The sequence below is a fragment of the Streptomyces sp. 8N616 genome (assembly GCF_052246385.1).
Taxonomy (GTDB): Bacteria; Actinomycetota; Actinomycetes; order Streptomycetales; family Streptomycetaceae; genus Streptomyces.
This window is the reverse complement of sequence record NZ_JBQQBY010000009.1, coordinates 106,980-122,917: the sequence shown is the minus strand read 5'-3', so window position 1 is coordinate 122,917 and position 15,938 is coordinate 106,980. Positions and strand designations below refer to the sequence as shown.

The window sequence follows — 15,938 nt, the reverse complement described above, 5'->3', positions numbered from 1 at the left end:
GGGGTGGCTTGGGGTCGTTGGTCCGGTATGCGGATCCAGATCATCACCGCGGGCACGTACGGCTCCGTGGCCCCCTACACCGGTCTCGGTCACCGCCTGCTGGCCGAGGGCCACCACGTCGAGCTCGTCACCCACGCCCGGTACGCCGAGTCCGTGGCCTGCTGCGGCCTCGCCATGCGCCCCCTGCCCGCCGACCCGTTCGAGCACCTCCTGTCCGCGCACGCGCGCGTGACGCAGGCGCGCAGTTCTCCGCGGAGCCTGTACGAGATGGGCCGCGCCTCGCGGCGCGCCGCGGCCGGTCTCGTCGACGGGATCATCGAGGCCGTGGACGACAAGGCGGATCTGATCCTGCTGTCCACGCTCGCCGCGCCCATCGGCTCGGTGGTCGCCGAGTACCACCGGATCCCGAGCGCGGGCGTCTTCCTCCAGCCGGAGGAGCCCACCACCGAGTTCCCGCCCTGCGTGATGCGCTGGCGGCCCGAGAGCCGCGGCAACCGGGCCCTGGGCCGGGCCGTCAACGCCGGATTCGACGCCCTGTACGCCGCGGCGAACCGGCGGCTGCACGCCCGGCTCGGGCTGCCCCGCCGCGGCACGGCGCAGCTGCGCAGGCGCCGCGGCGGCTCCCAGTGGCCCGTATGGCACGGCTTCAGCCCCGCCGTCGTACCGCGCCCGCAGGACTGGCGGCCGGGTCTTTACGTCACCGGCTACTGGTGGCCCCACCAATGCGCGAGCTGGACGCCCCCCACCGAGGTCACCGACTTCCTCGAGGCCGGTCCCGCCCCGGTGTTCGTCGGCTTCGGCAGCATGATGCCGAGGCCCGCGGAGGAGCTCGGCGACATCACCGTACGGGCGCTGCGCAGGGCCGGGCTGCGGGGCGTGGTCCAGGCGGGCTGGGCCGGTCTTTCGGTGGCCGGCGACGAGGTGCTCACGGTCGGCAGACTGCCGCACAGCTGGCTCTTCCCGCGGACGGCGGCGGTCGTGCACCACGCGGGGGCGGGCACGACGGGTGCGGGGCTGCGGGCGGGGGTGCCGGCGGTCCCGGTCCCGGTGCTGACCGACCAGCCGTGGTGGGCCTCGCGCCTGGTCCGCCTGGGCGTGAGCCCCGGCGCCCTCCCGCACGCGATGCTCTCCGCGGAACGCCTGGCCGCCGCCCTGCGCCGGGTAACGGGCACCCCGGGCTCGGCCTACCGCCGCCGAGCCAAGGAACTGGCCACCCACATCGCCCACGAGGACGGCTCCGGCCAGGTGACCCGTGCGATCGCGTCCTGGCTCGGCTGACAACGCCGAGGCCGCGCCGCCAACGGCAGCGCCCCACCCCGCCCCGGACACTGGCCCGGCGGGGTCAACGCCGGCGCCCCACGCCGCGGCCACTGGCCCGGCCGAGCGCGTCGCGGCAGACCGGGGCGCTCGTGGGGCAACGGCGCCGAGAGACGCGACTGGGCCCGATCCGGCCTCCGGTGCGGCCGACCGGGACGCGGCAGACCGGGACGCGCCCGTGCCGACGGCGCCTCGGGGTGCGGCTGGGCCCGTGGCGCGGCACGGCTTGGCACGGCCCGAGGAGCCGATGGGAGCGGCGCACCCCGCCCCGGACGCTGGCCCGGCCGACCGGGACGCGGCAGACCGGGGCGCGTCTGTGCCAACGGCGCCGACAGACGCGACCGGGCCCGATCCGGCCTCCGGTGCGGCCGACCGGGGCGCGGTCGGGTCCCCTGCGGTCGCGGTCGGCGCGTCGGGCGCGCGTGGTCCGGTCTCCGGCCCGGGGCGGCCTGGGCCCGCTGGGCAGTCCGTCGACCGGAGCGAGGACCGTTTCGGCCCGGCCCACGGGAGTTTTGGCGCGGAGGGTTGGTCCGGAGACGGGATCGGCGGGTCTCCGGGGCCTGGCGGCCGGGGCGAGGGACTCGATTCCGGATCGGGCGGGGCCCGGCCCATGGGGCCGGTCGACGCCTGGCTGTACCGGCATCAGACCGAGGGCGCCATCTGCATGACCTTCGGCCTGCTCGCCTGGTTCGACGGGCCCCCGCCCCTCCTCCCGGAGCTGCGGAAGCGGGTACGCGAGCGCTGGTGCAGCCTGCCGCGGCTGCGCGCTCTCCCGGTCGATGGACCCTGGCCGCACTGGACCCTCGCCCCCCAGGACCCGGACCCCGACCACCACGTCGTCGCCGGCCCGCACGCGGAGCCGGGTCTTCACGTCCAAGCGCCCTTCACCGCCGCCTCGGAAGCTGCCGCGCCGCAGGCGCGGGGGCCGGTGCACGCGGGCGTGGAGGCGTGCGCGGCGGCGCTGCTCGCGGAGCCGCTCGGCTCCGCGAGCGGCCTGCCGCCCTGGAGGCTCCATCTGCTCCCCGCCGAAGAGGGCTCCGGCTTCGCGCTGCTGCTGCGCGCCCACCACGCCCTCCTCGACGGCAGGTCCCTGATCACCCTCCTCCGTACCCTCCTCGACGGCCCGGGGTCCTACCCCCTGCCCCCGGCCGCCGCGCATCTCCCCGAACCCCTCGACCTCCCCTCCGCCCCCAGGTCCGCCCAACTCAGGGCCGCCGCCGGGCTGTTGCCCGCCGGACGGCGGCTGCCCTTCCACGCGCGCGTGGACGAGGGCCGCGCCCTGGCCTGGAGCGAACTGCCGGTGCACGCCCTGCGGCAGGCGCGCGGAGCCCTGCCCGGCGACGAGCCGGCCTCCGCCAACTCCGTCTTCCTCGCCGCCGCGGCCGCCGCGCTGCGCGCCACCGGCACGCTCGGCGCCCGCCCGGGCCTGCCCGGCGTCTGTGCCATGGTTCCGGTCGACCTCCGCTCCCCCCGTGACGAGGCGTACCTCGGCAACCACTACGCGACCATCCGCATCCCCCTCCCCACAGCGGCCGCCGCATCCGGCCCCGACCGGCTCACCGCCGTGGAACGCTCCGCCCGCCGGGCCGCGTACCGCCGCCTCGCGGACGCCCAGGCCCTGCTGGTGAGCAGGACCCCGCCCCGGCGCAGCGCGCTGCGCGACGCGCTCGCCCGCTACGCCGACTCGCCGCGCTACTCCTCGCTGCTGTGCACCAACGTCCGTACCGGCGGCGCGGGCGGCCTCGGCGCCCTGGCCCTGGGCCCCGCGACAGCGACCAGGATGGCGCTGGTGCCCGCCCTCAGCCCGGGGCATCCGCTCGCCCTGTCGCTGACCACTTACGGCACCACCACCGCCGTGGCCGTCCTCACCGACGAGGCGCACGCGCCCCTCGGCCGCCCGCTCGCCGACCGGATCCGGCACGAGGTGCTCGCCCTGCGCTCGGCGGCCCTGGACAGCCCGTACGGATGAACTTCACCGCGGCTCCCGACGCCGGTTCCCGGCCCGCGCGAACCTGCCTCGGATAGTGCTCTGATGCGACGACTCGGAGATCTCGGAGATTCAGCAGGCTCGCCGGGGGCGGGGCCGAGCCGCAGGTCGGTTCTCGGGCTGGCCGGTGCGGCGGCGGCAGCCGCCTTCGCAGCCACACGAGCATCCGCGGCCCCCCGGACATCTGCGACCCCCCGGACATCCACGGCGCCCCGCAGATCCGCGGCCCACCAGACGAACACGTCTCCCCGGACGTACGCCGCGGACACGCCCTTCGATCTGAGCGCCCAGGGCACCCGCTGGATCCAGGACAAACCGCTCCACCACACCACCGTCATGCAGTCGTTCGCCTTCGACGAGCGCCGCCGCCAGATCTACGCGGTCCAGGTGATCTCCGGCGGCGTCCGGCTCCTCGGCGAGCCCCGCGCGTACACCCACGCCGAGCGGTCGCTCGCCGGTGACCTGTGTCTGAACCGGCTTTCCTGGGACGGCGCCGTCCTGGACCGCATGTACCTGAAGGGCTTCGGGCACGGGACCGCCATGGGTGCCGAGGAGACGGCGGACGGCGGCATCGCGCTGTGGGCCGAGACCGACGCCAACCCCGCCTCCGGGTACGGCAGGGCCATCGGCCGCTTCCGGTACGCCGCGGGCACCGTGCTGAGCGCCGGCGACCCCGGCGTCACCACGTACCGCCCGCGCCCCGGCACCACGAACAACGCGGCGGCGATCGACCAGGCCGGCCGCCGCGTCCTGCTGCGCTACGGCATTGCGGGCAGCCGCCGGTACGCGCTCTACGACCTGGACGCCTTCGCCGCGGGCGACTTCGGCCCGCTGGCCGACTTCGAGCAGCCGGGCACCGAGCTCGGTCTGCCGTTCCAGGGCATGACGCTGCACGGCGGCTACGCGTACCAGATGCTCGGCCACTCCCACGACCCCGACAGCCCGTCACCGAGCACCGGCGACACCCGGCTGTACTGCATCGACCTGCGCACCGGAGCGGTGGTGCAGGAACAGCCGTCCCGCACCGCGTACGCCCTGGCCTCGCGCGAGCCCGAGGGCCTCGCGGTGCTGCGGAACGAAGGGCAGGGGCCCCGGCTGTGCATGGGTTTCGCCTCGGGACCTGTCGGTGGCCGGACGTACTCCCTCTACTACCTGGAGTCGCACTGACGCCGACCCGACGTCGACTGAGACGCCGACCCGAGGCCGACCGCGACCAGTCGTTGATCTTCCCAGGCGGACCGCCCGATGCGAGTCTTGAACCATGGCTGACCTCATCGAGCGACTGCGCGACGGGCTTCCGGACGAGGCCGTGCTGACCGACCCCGACATCACGGGCTCCTACGCCAATGACATGGCGAGCTTCTGCGAAGCGGGCGCCCCTGCCGCCGTCGTCCTCCCGCGCACCGTCGAGCAGGTGCAGCACGTGATGCGCACCGCCACCGAACTCCGCGTCCCGGTCGTGCCGCAGGGCGCGCGCACCGGCCTGTCCGGCGGTGCCAACGCCTCCGACGGCTGCATCGTGCTCTCGCTCGTCAAGATGGACCGGATCCTGGAGATCAGCCCGGTCGACCGGATCGCCGTCGTCGAGCCGGGCGTCGTCAACGCCGTCCTCTCCCGCGCCGTCGCCGAGCACGGGCTCTACTACCCGCCGGACCCCAGCAGCTGGGAACAGTGCACCATCGGCGGCAACATCGGCACGGCCTCCGGCGGTCTGTGCTGCGTGAAGTACGGGGTCACCGCCGAATACGTGCTCGGGCTCGACGTCGTCCTCGCCGACGGGCGGCTGCTGACCACCGGACGCCGCACCGCCAAGGGCGTCGCCGGATACGACCTGACCCGCCTCTTCGTCGGCTCCGAGGGCAGCCTCGGCATCGTCGTACGGGCCGTCCTCGCGCTCAAGCCCGCGCCGCCGCAACAAATCGTCCTCGCCGCCGAGTTCCCGTCCACGGCCTCGGCGTGCCAGGCCGTCTGCGAGATCATGGCCCGCGGCCACGCCCCCTCGCTGCTCGAGCTCATGGACCGCACCACGCTCCGCGCGGTCAACAAGATGGCCAACATGGGCCTGCCGGAGTCCACCGAGGCGCTGCTGCTCGCCGCCTTCGACACCCCGGACCCGTCGGCGGACCTCGCGGCCGTCGGCGAGCTGTGTGCGGCGGCCGGTGCCACCGAGGTCGTCCCGGCCGAGGACGCGGCCGAGTCCGAACTGCTCCTGAAGGCCCGGCGGCTGTCCCTCACCGCGCTGGAGCAGGTCAGGTCCGCCACGATGATCGACGACGTCTGCGTCCCGCGCTCGAAGCTGGCCGCCATGCTCGAGGGCACGGCGGCCATCGGCGAGAAGTACGGCCTGACCGTCGGCGTCTGCGCCCATGCCGGCGATGGCAACACCCACCCGGTCGTCTGCTTCGATTCCGCCGACCCCGACGAGTCGCGGCGGGCCCGCGAGTCCTTCGACGAGATCATGGCGCTGGGTCTTGAGCTGGGCGGCACGATCACCGGGGAGCACGGGGTGGGCGTGCTGAAGAAGGAGTGGCTGGCGCGGGAGCTGGGTCCCGTGGGACTCGAGTTGCAGCGCGGCATCAAGCAGACCTTCGACCCGCTGAACCTGCTGAACCCAGGCAAGATCTTCTAGACCTCCGGGTCCGTGCCGTCCTCCACCCGTTCTAGGCGTCCTCCGGGCTGCCGTCCCGCAGCTGGTCGTCGGGCAGGGCAGGGGCCAGCAGCGCGGCGAGCGCGTCGTCGACGTCCAGCCACTCGTGCTCGGAGCCGGGCGCGACCGCCCGCACCGTCAGCTCCAGCCAGGCCGACAGGGCCGCGGCCGGGGCCTCGATCAGCGCGCTCCCGCCCGGCGAGGACAGCGCCATGCTGACGGCGCTGCGCCCGTCGACCTTCGTCGGCCGGACCCGTACGTCCCCTTCCCCGCACGGCCGGAAGACGCCTTCGATCAGCAGCTCTCGCGCGAACGTCCAGCGGACGGGCGAGTCGGAGCCGACGTGGAAGGTGATCTGCACCGCGTACGGGTCGTCTCTGCGGTAGGCGAGGCGGGCCGGGATGGGGACGGCCCGCTCGTGCGACAGCACCAGCATGAGATCCAGATCGAGCTCCAGGATGTGCATGAACGTCGTCCTTTCCGTGGTGCGGCGATCCCGCACGGGCCCGCACACGGGGAGAGGCGACGCCCCTAAATTCCTTACGCGACTTCCTGGGAAAGTGTTCAGATTTCTTGGGGACGCCGCCCCGCGGCCATGCGATTGCGGGCGTTCACCACAAGCGGTGGAGACGGGCACTTCGTCTCGATAGGGTGCCCGGAGAGGCGGTTGAAGAGGCTGTGCCGCCCCAGCCGGGGACACGGCCGGAGGTCGACAGGGGCGCTCGATGAGTGGTGTCGTACCAACGGATGGCGCCGGGGTGAGCGCGGCGACGCGCGGCCCCGACGAGGTCGAGCTCCGCCTCGAGCAGCACCGGAGGGAGCTGACCGGCTACTGCTACCGGATGCTCGGATCGGCCTTCGACGCCGAGGACGCGGTGCAGGAGACGATGGTCCGGGCCTGGAAGGCCTACGACCGCTTCGAGGGCCGCTCGGCGCTCCGTTCCTGGCTCTACCGCATCGCGACCAACGTGTGCCTCGACATGCTGGGCGGCAAGGAGCGCCGTACCCGCCCGATGGACCTCTCCTCCCCGTCGACCGCCGCATCCCCGCTGGGCCCGGCGCTGCCGGAGGTCACCTGGGTCGAGCCGGTTCCGGACGGCCGCGTGCTGCCGACGGACGGCGACCCGGCCGAGGTCGCCGTGGCGCGGGAGTCGGTGCGGCTCGCGTTCGTCGCCGCGCTGCAGCACCTCGCGCCCCGGCAGCGGGCCGTACTGATCCTGCGCGAGGTGCTGGCCTGGAAGGCGAGCGAGGTCGCGGAGCTGCTGGACACCACGGTCGCGTCGGTCAACAGCGCGCTGCAGCGGGCGCGCGCGACGATCGCCTCGAGCGATATCGCGGACACCGACCCGGCCCGGCCGATGGACGAGGAGCAGCGCGCGCTGCTGGCGCGCTACGTCGACGCCTTCGAGCGCTACGACCTCGACTCGCTCACCTCGCTGCTGCACGAGGACGCGACGCTGTCCATGCCCCCCTTCGAGCTGTGGCTGCGCGGGCCCGCCGACATCCGCGCGTGGCTGGTCGGGCCCGGCATCGGCTGCCGCGGGTCGCGCCTGGTCCCGGTCACGGCGAACGGCTCCCCGGCCTTCGGGCAGTACCGCCCCGACCCCGTCGAGGGCGGCCACGAGCCGTGGGCGCTCCAGGTCATCGAGGTGTCGGACGGCCGGATCACCGGGTGGAACTCATTCCTGGACACCGCCCGGCTGTTCCCGCTGTTCGGCCTGCCCGCCCGGCTCGAGGCGCAGCCCGGGACGTCGTAACGCGGGACGTGAGGCGGGACTGCCGGGGCACAGCGGCAGGGCCTCGTCGAGGCCCGCGGAGGCCAGCAGGACCCGCAGGCCGTCACCGGCGTGGCGGAGCCGGAGCCGGCGGCCAAGGCGCCGCGCGGTCAACTGCAGCCGCGCCAGTGCCTCGAGGGTGACCACATCCGGTTCGGCGAGCGCGCCCACATCCAGGGTCACCAGCTCGGCGTCGCTGCTCTGCAGCAGCACCCGCAGGCGCTCGCACAGCCAGGGCACGTGGGCGGGCGTGATCGGACCGCGGAGGGCGAGGACGATCGTACGGGCGGTGGGCTCGTCCGGTTCGCCGTGCTCGTCGTACGTGCCGCGCTCGTGGGGCTCGCCGCGCTCGTCGGGCTTGTCGTCGGGATCGGCCAAGGCCGGCCTCCAGTCGTGGTCATCATCAGAGGAGACCGGCGGGCCGGGGAAAACTCATCGCCCGCGCGGCAGCGGGAAGTCGCCCCGGCTCCGAAGAGTTGCCGAACTCTGCTGGGCCGAACCGGAGTTGGGCGCAGGGGGAGCGCCCCGGGACGGAACTCCGGGCAGTTGTCCGGCCGTCCGGCCCTCCGGCAGGGGCGCCCTCTCCCAGATTCTTTCGAGCGGGCACGCGAAAGTGGTCCGAACGGCAAGACTGATTCGGGTCCCGTCCGGCGTCTGGTATGTGTGGACAGTGCGCCCCGGCCCGCGTACGCATGCACGCGCGCGGCGGCGGAGTGCGGTACACCACACCGCGTGCGTGCGGCAGACTGCTCATGCCCAACCGCACAGCACGGCAGAGCAGAGCAGAGCAGATACGACGGGACACGGTTCAATGAGCGCCCCTACCTCAGGATCCGCCGACGGCAGCCCCGCCCCAGGCTTCTACCCCGACCCGTCCATCCCCGGCTACATCCGGTACTGGAACGGCGCCGCGTGGGTGCCGGGCACCAGCCGCCCCGCGCCGCAGGACGGCGAGGACATGCCGGGCCCGCCGCCGGGCGCCGCGGCCGCCTCCTCGGCCGCCCCTTCTCCCGCCGGTCCCGCGCCGCGGCGGGAGGAGACCGGGCCGATGTTCCTCGACGAAGCGGAAGCGGACGACGAGGCGGCGGAGCGGGGCGACTCCGGTAGGGACGCGAGCGCGGGTACGGACGCGGGCGCGGGACCGCGCGCCGGGTCCGGCACCGCGCTGCCGGAACTGCGGCCGCGTGGCGAGATGGACGTACGCCCCGCTGCCGGGATCGACTGGAGCGACCCCAGCCGCCTGCACGGCTCCCGCCCCGAGCCCGCCTCCGCCTGGGGCGCGGACGCCTCCCGCCAGTCCGGCTTCGGCAGCGGCCAGGACCGCCGCGTGTCCTGGGGCAACGACCCGGCGGACGCGGGCCCGGCGGGTGCGTCCAGCGCCTCCGGTGCGACGGACTGGGCCGCGGGTGACAGCGGCCGGTCCGCACGAGCGGGCGGCGCCGCCGACCCGCGCGCATCCGAGGGCTCCGGGGCGGCCGGGGCGGCTGCCTCCATCGGCAGGGGACCCGGCGAGGGCGGCGGATCGCCCGGAACCGTGGACCTCGGCGCTGGGGGATCCTCAGCCGACCGCGATCCCGGCCGCGACCGCGGGAGCGACCGCGATCCCGGCCGTGGGAGTGGCGCCGGCCGTGGAAGCGGCGGCCGCCGGGACGGTACGCTCACGCTCCGGAACGACCGGGGCGACGACCCCGGTGCCGCGCCGTCGTCCGGCGCCACGTCCCCGGGTTCCAAGTCCCCCGGCGCGGCCGACGGCACGATGGCGATCCGTGCCGTACGGCCCGGGGCCGACGAAGGAGAGCGGTCCGTACCCGCCGCGCGGGACGGCGAGTCCGGGCCGGGCCGGGACGGGACCATGACCATCCGCGCCGCCGGAAGCGGTTCCGTGGGGGCGGGCTCCGGCTCCGGCAGCCGCGCCGACGGCACGATGGCCATCCGCGCCGTACGGCCGGGTGCCTCCGGCCCCGCCGCCATCCCCCCGCAACCGGGACCTGCCGCTCCGCAGCCCCCTCAAGCGCAGTCCCCGCAGCCGCCGACCCCGCAACCCCCGGCCCCCATCCCCGCCCCCGTCACGCCGGGCCCCGGCGGCGGGCAGCCGTCCTGGGCGCAGCAGGCGCACCAACTCCCGCGGTCCGAGGGCCGGGCCGCCGCCCCCGAGCCCGTCGTGCCCTGGCGGCCCCCGGCCGACGACCCGTTCCTGCAGGCCGCCCAGGCGCAGGCGGCCGCACGCCCCGCCTCGCTCGGCCGCCGGTTCGCGGCCCGGCTGATCGACACCGCCCTCCTCGGCGGCGCCGTCGGGGCAGCGGCCGTCCCGCTCTGGACGAAGGCGGTTGACCACGTCAACGACAAGATCGAGCAGGCGAAGCTGAGTGGTGAGACCGTCACCGTCTGGCTGCTCGACAGCACGACGGCCGCCTATCTGGGCATCGTCCTCGGCGTACTGCTCGTGGGCGGGGTGCTGTACGAGGCGCTGCCCACCGCCAAGTGGGGCCGGACGCTGGGCAAGCGCCTGTGCCAGGTGAAGGTGCTGGACATCGAGTCCCACGACACCGCAGGCTTCGGCGCCGCCCTCCGCCGCTGGCTGCTCTACAGCGTCCTCGGCGTCCTGCTCATCGGCGTCCTCAATGTCCTGTGGTGCCTGTTCGACCGGCCGTGGCGCCAGTGCTGGCACGACAAGGCGGCCCGCACCTTCGTGGCCGGGACCGGCGGGAGCGCGGCGAGCGGATAGCGGGGATGGCGGCGCTGCCGTACCCGGGCCCGGCCGGTCCCCCGAACGGCTCGTGCCGGGCTGCGGCCCCCGCACCGCGGGGGTCGACTGGTGCGCATGAGCACCGATCAGCCGCCACCGGGGTCCGGCGGGCCGCCGGACGATGACCCGCTGCGGAAGCGCCCGCCGGACAGTCCTGAGGGTGGCGGCGGAGGTGGCTCACCGTATGACGGCACCCCGCCGCCGGGCGGCGAACCGCCGCAACCCCCACCCGGCGGCGAGCCACCGCCGCCCCCTCCCGGCGGTGGTCCGTTCGGCGGCCCGCCCCCGCCCGGCGGCTGGCCCCCCGCGGGCGAACCGTTCGGCGGTGCCCCGTACGGCGCCGAGCCGCTCGCCGGTATGCCGCCGCTCGCCAACCGAGGCAAGCGCCTGCTCGCCCGCATCATCGACGGCCTGCTCATCAGCATCCCGGTCGGCGCGATCATGTACGGGATTGTCGGCGGCTACGACCCCACCGACGCCGATGACAGCGGCAAGTCCGCGGCCGTCCAGGGTGTGGTGCTGCTCGCGTATCTCCTCTACGAGGGGCTGATGCTGACCCACTCCGGCCAGACCGTCGGCAAGCGGCTGATGAACATCCGCGTCGCCCTGCTCGAGAACGGCGGTGTCCCGAAAGGGCAGCCGGGATGGATCCGCGCCTGCGTCTACTCGCTGCCCGAGATCGTGCCGTGCTGCGGCTTCATCTTCTGGCTGGTCAACGTGTTGTGGTGCACCTGGGACAAGCCGTACCACCAGTGTCTCCACGACAAGGCGGCGAAGACCGTTGTCGTGGAGACCCGTTAGCCGACGGGCCTGAAGGATCAGGAGTGGACCGAGTGCTCCTCGACGCGCGGCTCGGATATCGCACGCGCCCTCGGCCCCGGCACCACTGCGTCGAGCCGCTCCTCGGCGGGCGCGGCCGGCTGCGCCTGGCGGTCCGTTCGCGGCACGGGCACCGTCGCGGAGACCAGGAGCCCGAGGGCCAGTCCGGCGAAGGCGATGACCGCCACTCCGATACCCGAACGGGTCTGGGAGAGCAGGAGCATGGCCAGGGTCGAGAAGACGACGGTGACCGAACCGTAGGCGAACTGGGCGGCAGTCGGACGCGGCATGGCGGGGGTTCCGTCCTCGGGACTGATTTGGGGGTTTGAGTGCTGTCTGCCCGAGGCGAATCAGCGGTAAGCGTGACCTAACACACGGCACCGTTGCACAGGGGGCGCACGGAGTCATGCGGCATTCCAACTGCCGAGACAGGCGCGCCCGTTCGACCGCGCCATACGTGTCCGGGTGCCGTTCGGATTCCGGACCGCGTGAACCGAGTAACGTACTCGCCTGGCGTGTTCAAGTCAAGATCTGTCTTTTCCTCCCCGTCTCCGGTCCAATGCCCCCTGACCACGCAGCAATCGGGGAGGACCACACAAGTGAAGAACGCGACGAGAGGGCGGCGGGCGGTCAGATCCGCAGCCCTGGTGACAGCGGTCGCCGCGATCGGCGCGGCCGCACTGACCGCAGGTGCCGCCGCGCAGGCGGAAGACCGGTCGGGCGCCGACGCAGTCGAGCGCCACGACCCGGCGCCCGGGAAGGGCCATGCCGAGCACGCGGAGCACGACCTGGAAGGCCCGTTCAGCGAGCGGCAGGCGGCCCGGCGCGAGGAGGCGTTGCAGCGAGTCCTGGCCGGAGACGCCAAGGCCGAGAAGCGCGGCGCCTCCCAGGTGGTCAGGCTCGGCAAGGGCAAGTACGCCGAGCTGGGCCGGGAGAAGACCGACAAGATCTTCACCATCCTCGTGGAGTTCGGCGACCAGGTCGACGACACCACCACCTTCGACCCGGACGGCCCGGAGGGCCCGAAGCCGCCCGTCGTCAAGTACGGCGGCGACCCCGGCCCGGCCCACAACGCGATAGCCGAGCCGGACCGTGCGAACGACAACAGCACGGCCTGGCGCGCGGACTACAACCGCAAGCACTTCGAGGAGCTGTACTTCTCCGAGGCCAAGGGCGAGGAGTCGCTGAAGAAGTACTACGAGAAGCAGTCCTCGGGCCGCTACTCGGTCGACGGCGAGGTCTCCGACTGGGTCAAGGTCGAGTGGAACGAGGCCCGTTACGGCTCGAACTACTGCGGCGACACCAACTGCGCCAACGTCTGGGACGCGGTCCGCGACGGCGTCAATCAGTGGGCCGCCGATCAGAAGGCCGCCGGGAAGACCCCCGAGCAGATCAAGGCGCAGCTCGCGCAGTACGACGCCTGGACCGCTACGACTTCGACGGCGACGGCGACTTCAACGAGTCCGACGGCTACATCGACCACTTCCAGATCGTCCACGCGGGCGAGGACGAGTCGGCGGGCGGCGGCGTGCAGGGCGAGAGCGCGCTGTGGGCGCACCGCTGGTACGCGTACGGCAGCGACGCGGGCGAGACGGGCCCGGCGGACAACAAGGCGGGCGGCGCGCAGATCGGCGACACCGGCGTCTGGGTCGGCGACTACACCATGCAGCCGGAGAACGGAGGCCTCGGCGTCTTCGCCCACGAGTACGGGCACGACCTCGGCCTCCCCGACCACTACGACACCACGGGCAAGGGCGAATCCTCCGTCGGCTTCTGGTCGTTGATGTCCTCGGGATCCTGGCTCGGCACCGGCGGGAGCGAGATCGGTGACCTGCCGGGCGACACGACCGCCTGGGACAAGCTGCAGCTCGACTGGCTCAACTACGCCAAGGCCGAGGCCGCGACGGAGTCCCTGCACGCGCTAGGCGTCGCCGAGTACAACACGAAGCTGAAGCAGGCACTCGTCGTCGAGCTGCCCGCGAAGGCGAAGACCACCACGATCGCCAAGCCCGCGGAGGGCTCCAGGCAGTGGTGGAGCGACATGGGCGACGACCTCAAGAACACCCTCGGCCGGCCCGTCGACCTCACGGCCAAGTCCAAGGCCTCGCTGGACCTCCAGGGCTGGTGGGACATCGAGGAGAACTACGACTACCTCTACGCCGAGGTGTCGGAGGACGGCGGCGCCAACTGGACGCCGGTGGACGGCACCGCGGACGGCAAGCCGATCCCGCGGGACGGCGGCGACAAGCCGGCCCTGACCGGGACCTCGGGCGCGTACCAGAAGCTGTCGTACCCGCTGGACGCCTACGCGGGCAAGAAGATCGATCTCCGCTTCCGCTACCAGACGGACGGCGGGACCTCCGGCAAGGGCTTCGCGGCCGACGCGATCACACTGACCGCGGACGGGCAGCCGCTGTTCACGGACGGCGCCGAGGGCGACGACAACGGCTGGGCGGCGAAGGGCTTCTCGCGCATCGGCGAGTCCTTCACCCAGGACTACCCGCAGTACTACATCGCGGAGAACCGGCAGTACGTGTCGTACGACAAGACCCTCAAGACCGGCCCGTACAACTTCGGTTTCGCCTCGGGCCGGCCCAACTGGGTGGAGCACTACCCGTACCAGAACGGCCTGGCCGTGTGGCTGTGGGACACCTCGCAGGCGGACAACAACGTGGGTGTCCACCCGGGCGAGGGGCTGATCCTTCCGGTCGACGCGCACGCGGTGCCGGAGAGGTGGGCGGACGGCACGCTGATGCGCAACCGCATCCAGGCGTACGACTCGCCCTTCAGCCGCTACCGTACGGACGGCATCACGCTCCACAACGACGGCAAGGCCGCGAAGATCAAGTCGAAGAAGGGCGTCCCGGTCTTCGATGATCACAAGGGCACGTACTGGTATGCGTCGAACCCGACCGCGGGCGTGAAGGTTACTGACACCAACACCCGCATCAAGATCCTCAAGGAGGCCCGGAACGGGTCCTTGATGATCGTCCAGGTTGGACCTTCGGTGAAGTAATCAGCGTTATTGCAGGTCAGAGTGGGTTCGGCCGCCGCCCTCTAGCGGGCGGCGGCCGTTCGCGTTTAGATGCTCTGGCAAGCTTTCTTATTGACACAACGTCTCAACGGGGGAGATCCGCGGGTATGGCAGGTGGAGGGTTCAGCAAGCTTCCGGACGGCAGCGTGGTCGTCGCGCTGTCGCTGCCCCGCCCCCACAGGGCGCCGGGTGAGGGCGTCCGCGATGCCGTACGGGTCCGGGTGCTGGTGCACGCCGCGAACCGGGCGCGGGCGCTGACCAGGCTCAGGAACCTGGGGCTGCGGGCGGTCTACCTGCGCGGCAACGCGGAGCCGCCGACGCCGGACGAGATCACTGCCGTGCTGCACCACCCCGACGGGCTCGTCTGGCGGGCGTCGCTGCACGACGACACCGAGTCCTGGCATCCCATCCGCACGCTCCTGCGGCCTCCGGCCCAGGTCCAGAGGCAGGACCAGGACCAGGACCAGGGCCAGGACCAGGGCGGCCGGGCCCCGGACCGGGCGCAGCGCCCGGCGGCGGCCGCGCCGGTCGCGGACCTGGGGGCGGCGGGCCCGGCGGGGACGTGGGCGTGGGAAGGCTGGGAAGGCATCCTGGCGGAGTGGTCCGCCGCGACGTAACCCCTCCGGGGCGGATCGCAGGGCGCCGGTGCCGGGTGATCGTCCCCCGGCCCCTGGGGCGGAGCCGCCCGCGTCGGTCCGGCGACGGACGGCGCGGCAGCCGTCGGCCCGTGTGGGCATTCGTTCCGCCGGGGCGATGGGAGTGCCCCCATGCCGTCCAGGCTATGGGGGAGGGTGGGCACACCCGGCCCGCACCCGGCGACGGCGATCCGCGCGACCGTGGGGAGGCCGGGGGCCGGAGGCCGGACTTCAGGCCCCCGGGCGCCTCCCGGAGCTACGGCTGAGCGCGCAGCGGTCAGACGACCGGCTTGCCGCTGAGCTCCACGCCCGCTTTGCTGAGTGCCTCGATCGCGCGCTCCGTGGTGTGCTCGGCCACGCCCGCGGTCAGGTCGAGCAGGACGTGCGTGGCGAAGCCCTCGCGTACGGCGTCCAGCGCGGTGGCCCGTACGCAGTGGTCGGTCGCGATGCCGACCACGTCGACCTCGGTCACGCCGCGGGCCCGCAGCCAGTCGGCGAGGAGCGTGCCGTGCTCGTCCCTGCCCTCGAAACCGCTGTACGCCGCCGAGTACTCCCCCTTGGAGAAGACCGCGTCGATCGCTCCGGAGGCGACGGCGGGCGCGAAGTTCGGGTGGAAACTGCTGCCTTCCGTGCCGGCCACGCAGTGTGGGGGCCAGGAGTGCTCGTAGTCCGGATTGTCCGAGAAGTGGTCGCCCGGCTCGATGTGGAAGTCGCGTGTCGCCACGACATGGCGGTAACCGGCGGGGGCCTCCGCGACCAGGTCGGTGATCGCGGCGGCGACGTCCGCGCCGCCCGCGACGGCGAGGCTGCCACCCTCGCAGAAGTCGTTCTGCACGTCGGCGACGATGAGTGCCCGTTGCATGGCGCATGCCTTTCGGCTGGTGAGCGGTGAATGGCGGGAGAGAGGGGATCCCTGTGCCGGGGGGTGGGGCGGCGTCCCCGCCCCAGGGCTGGGGATGCCCTTGTCTCCTGAGAGTA

The 15,938-nt window shown here is 73.5% G+C and carries 11 protein-coding genes and 2 pseudogenes; 9 read left to right on the top strand and 4 right to left on the bottom strand.

What is annotated here, in order from left to right; all coding sequences use genetic code 11:
- The first annotated feature begins 27 nt into the window (after positions 1 to 27).
- From ACTWQC_RS10860 to ACTWQC_RS10845, 4 genes are all read left to right on the top strand, one after another.
- Positions 28 to 1,278, top strand: coding sequence for a glycosyltransferase (locus tag ACTWQC_RS10860; protein ID WP_443315389.1), 1,251 nt, complete (start codon positions 28 to 30; stop codon positions 1,276 to 1,278).
- 649 nt (positions 1,279 to 1,927) lie between these two features.
- A complete protein-coding gene (locus ACTWQC_RS10855; RefSeq protein WP_443315388.1) occupies positions 1,928 to 3,286 on the top strand; it encodes a wax ester/triacylglycerol synthase domain-containing protein in 1,359 nt (452 codons plus the stop codon).
- 354 nt (positions 3,287 to 3,640) lie between these two features.
- Positions 3,641 to 4,471, top strand: a complete 831-nt coding sequence (locus ACTWQC_RS10850) for a phage baseplate protein (RefSeq protein WP_443315387.1) — start codon at positions 3,641 to 3,643, stop codon at positions 4,469 to 4,471.
- Between the two features lie 94 nt (positions 4,472 to 4,565).
- Entirely contained in the window at positions 4,566 to 5,933 is a 1,368-nt protein-coding gene (locus ACTWQC_RS10845) for an FAD-binding oxidoreductase (protein ID WP_443315386.1), read from the top strand.
- Positions 5,934 to 5,964: 31 nt separating this feature from the next.
- Here the strand turns inward: ACTWQC_RS10845 and ACTWQC_RS10840 are convergent, their stop codons facing one another.
- On the bottom strand, positions 5,965 to 6,417 hold the full coding sequence (locus ACTWQC_RS10840) for an SsgA family sporulation/cell division regulator (protein WP_443315385.1): 453 nt from the start codon (positions 6,415 to 6,417) through the stop codon (positions 5,965 to 5,967).
- A gap of 259 nt (positions 6,418 to 6,676) precedes the next feature.
- Here ACTWQC_RS10840 and ACTWQC_RS10835 point away from each other — a divergent pair, with 259 nt between their 5' ends.
- Entirely contained in the window at positions 6,677 to 7,708 is a 1,032-nt protein-coding gene (locus tag ACTWQC_RS10835) for a sigma-70 family RNA polymerase sigma factor (RefSeq protein ID WP_443315384.1), read from the top strand.
- Here the strand turns inward: ACTWQC_RS10835 and ACTWQC_RS10830 are convergent.
- Positions 7,631 to 8,104 carry an STAS domain-containing protein gene (locus ACTWQC_RS10830; RefSeq protein WP_443315383.1) on the bottom strand — a complete coding sequence of 158 codons (474 nt, stop codon included), beginning with the start codon at positions 8,102 to 8,104 and terminating at the stop codon, positions 7,631 to 7,633. The two genes, ACTWQC_RS10835 and ACTWQC_RS10830, sit on opposite strands and share 78 nt — an antisense overlap.
- A 433-nt stretch (positions 8,105 to 8,537) precedes the next feature.
- On the opposite strand from ACTWQC_RS10830, the gene ACTWQC_RS10825 reads away from it, so the two are divergent.
- Entirely contained in the window at positions 8,538 to 10,451 is a 1,914-nt protein-coding gene (locus tag ACTWQC_RS10825; RefSeq protein ID WP_443315382.1) for an RDD family protein, read from the top strand.
- A gap of 96 nt (positions 10,452 to 10,547) precedes the next feature.
- A complete protein-coding gene (locus ACTWQC_RS10820; protein ID WP_443315381.1) occupies positions 10,548 to 11,273 on the top strand; it encodes an RDD family protein in 726 nt (241 codons plus the stop codon).
- A gap of 17 nt (positions 11,274 to 11,290) precedes the next feature.
- Here the strand turns inward: ACTWQC_RS10820 and ACTWQC_RS10815 are convergent, their stop codons facing one another.
- Positions 11,291 to 11,581 carry a hypothetical protein gene (locus tag ACTWQC_RS10815; protein WP_443315380.1) on the bottom strand — a complete coding sequence of 97 codons (291 nt, stop codon included), beginning with the start codon at positions 11,579 to 11,581 and terminating at the stop codon, positions 11,291 to 11,293.
- Between the two features lie 309 nt (positions 11,582 to 11,890).
- Here ACTWQC_RS10815 and ACTWQC_RS10810 point away from each other — a divergent pair.
- Both ACTWQC_RS10810 and ACTWQC_RS10805 read left to right on the top strand, forming a co-directional pair.
- A pseudogene (locus tag ACTWQC_RS10810) lies at positions 11,891 to 14,307 on the top strand (immune inhibitor A domain-containing protein).
- 125 nt (positions 14,308 to 14,432) lie between these two features.
- A pseudogene (locus tag ACTWQC_RS10805) lies at positions 14,433 to 14,756 on the top strand (hypothetical protein); the annotation flags it as partial.
- A 481-nt stretch (positions 14,757 to 15,237) separates the two neighbouring features.
- Here the strand turns inward: ACTWQC_RS10805 and ACTWQC_RS10800 are convergent.
- A complete protein-coding gene (locus tag ACTWQC_RS10800; protein ID WP_443315379.1) occupies positions 15,238 to 15,822 on the bottom strand; it encodes an isochorismatase family protein in 585 nt (194 codons plus the stop codon).
- Between the last annotated feature and the right edge of the window lie 116 nt (positions 15,823 to 15,938).

Excerpts from the sequence above, each read along its gene's own strand:
- ACTWQC_RS10850 (WP_443315387.1), top strand. The coding sequence starts at position 3,641 with ATGCAGTCGTTCGCCTTCGACGAGCGCCGCCGCCAGATCTACGCGGTC.
- ACTWQC_RS10820 (WP_443315381.1), top strand. The coding sequence starts at position 10,548 with ATGAGCACCGATCAGCCGCCACCGGGGTCCGGCGGGCCGCCGGACGAT.
- ACTWQC_RS10845 (WP_443315386.1), top strand. The coding sequence starts at position 4,566 with ATGGCTGACCTCATCGAGCGACTGCGCGACGGGCTTCCGGACGAGGCC.
- ACTWQC_RS10800 (WP_443315379.1), bottom strand. The coding sequence starts at position 15,822 with ATGCAACGGGCACTCATCGTCGCCGACGTGCAGAACGACTTCTGCGAG.
- ACTWQC_RS10860 (WP_443315389.1), top strand. The coding sequence starts at position 28 with ATGCGGATCCAGATCATCACCGCGGGCACGTACGGCTCCGTGGCCCCC.
- ACTWQC_RS10835 (WP_443315384.1), top strand. The coding sequence starts at position 6,677 with ATGAGTGGTGTCGTACCAACGGATGGCGCCGGGGTGAGCGCGGCGACG.
- ACTWQC_RS10840 (WP_443315385.1), bottom strand. The coding sequence starts at position 6,417 with ATGCACATCCTGGAGCTCGATCTGGATCTCATGCTGGTGCTGTCGCAC.
- ACTWQC_RS10855 (WP_443315388.1), top strand. The coding sequence starts at position 1,928 with ATGGGGCCGGTCGACGCCTGGCTGTACCGGCATCAGACCGAGGGCGCC.
- ACTWQC_RS10825 (WP_443315382.1), top strand. The coding sequence starts at position 8,538 with ATGAGCGCCCCTACCTCAGGATCCGCCGACGGCAGCCCCGCCCCAGGC.
- ACTWQC_RS10815 (WP_443315380.1), bottom strand. The coding sequence starts at position 11,581 with ATGCCGCGTCCGACTGCCGCCCAGTTCGCCTACGGTTCGGTCACCGTC.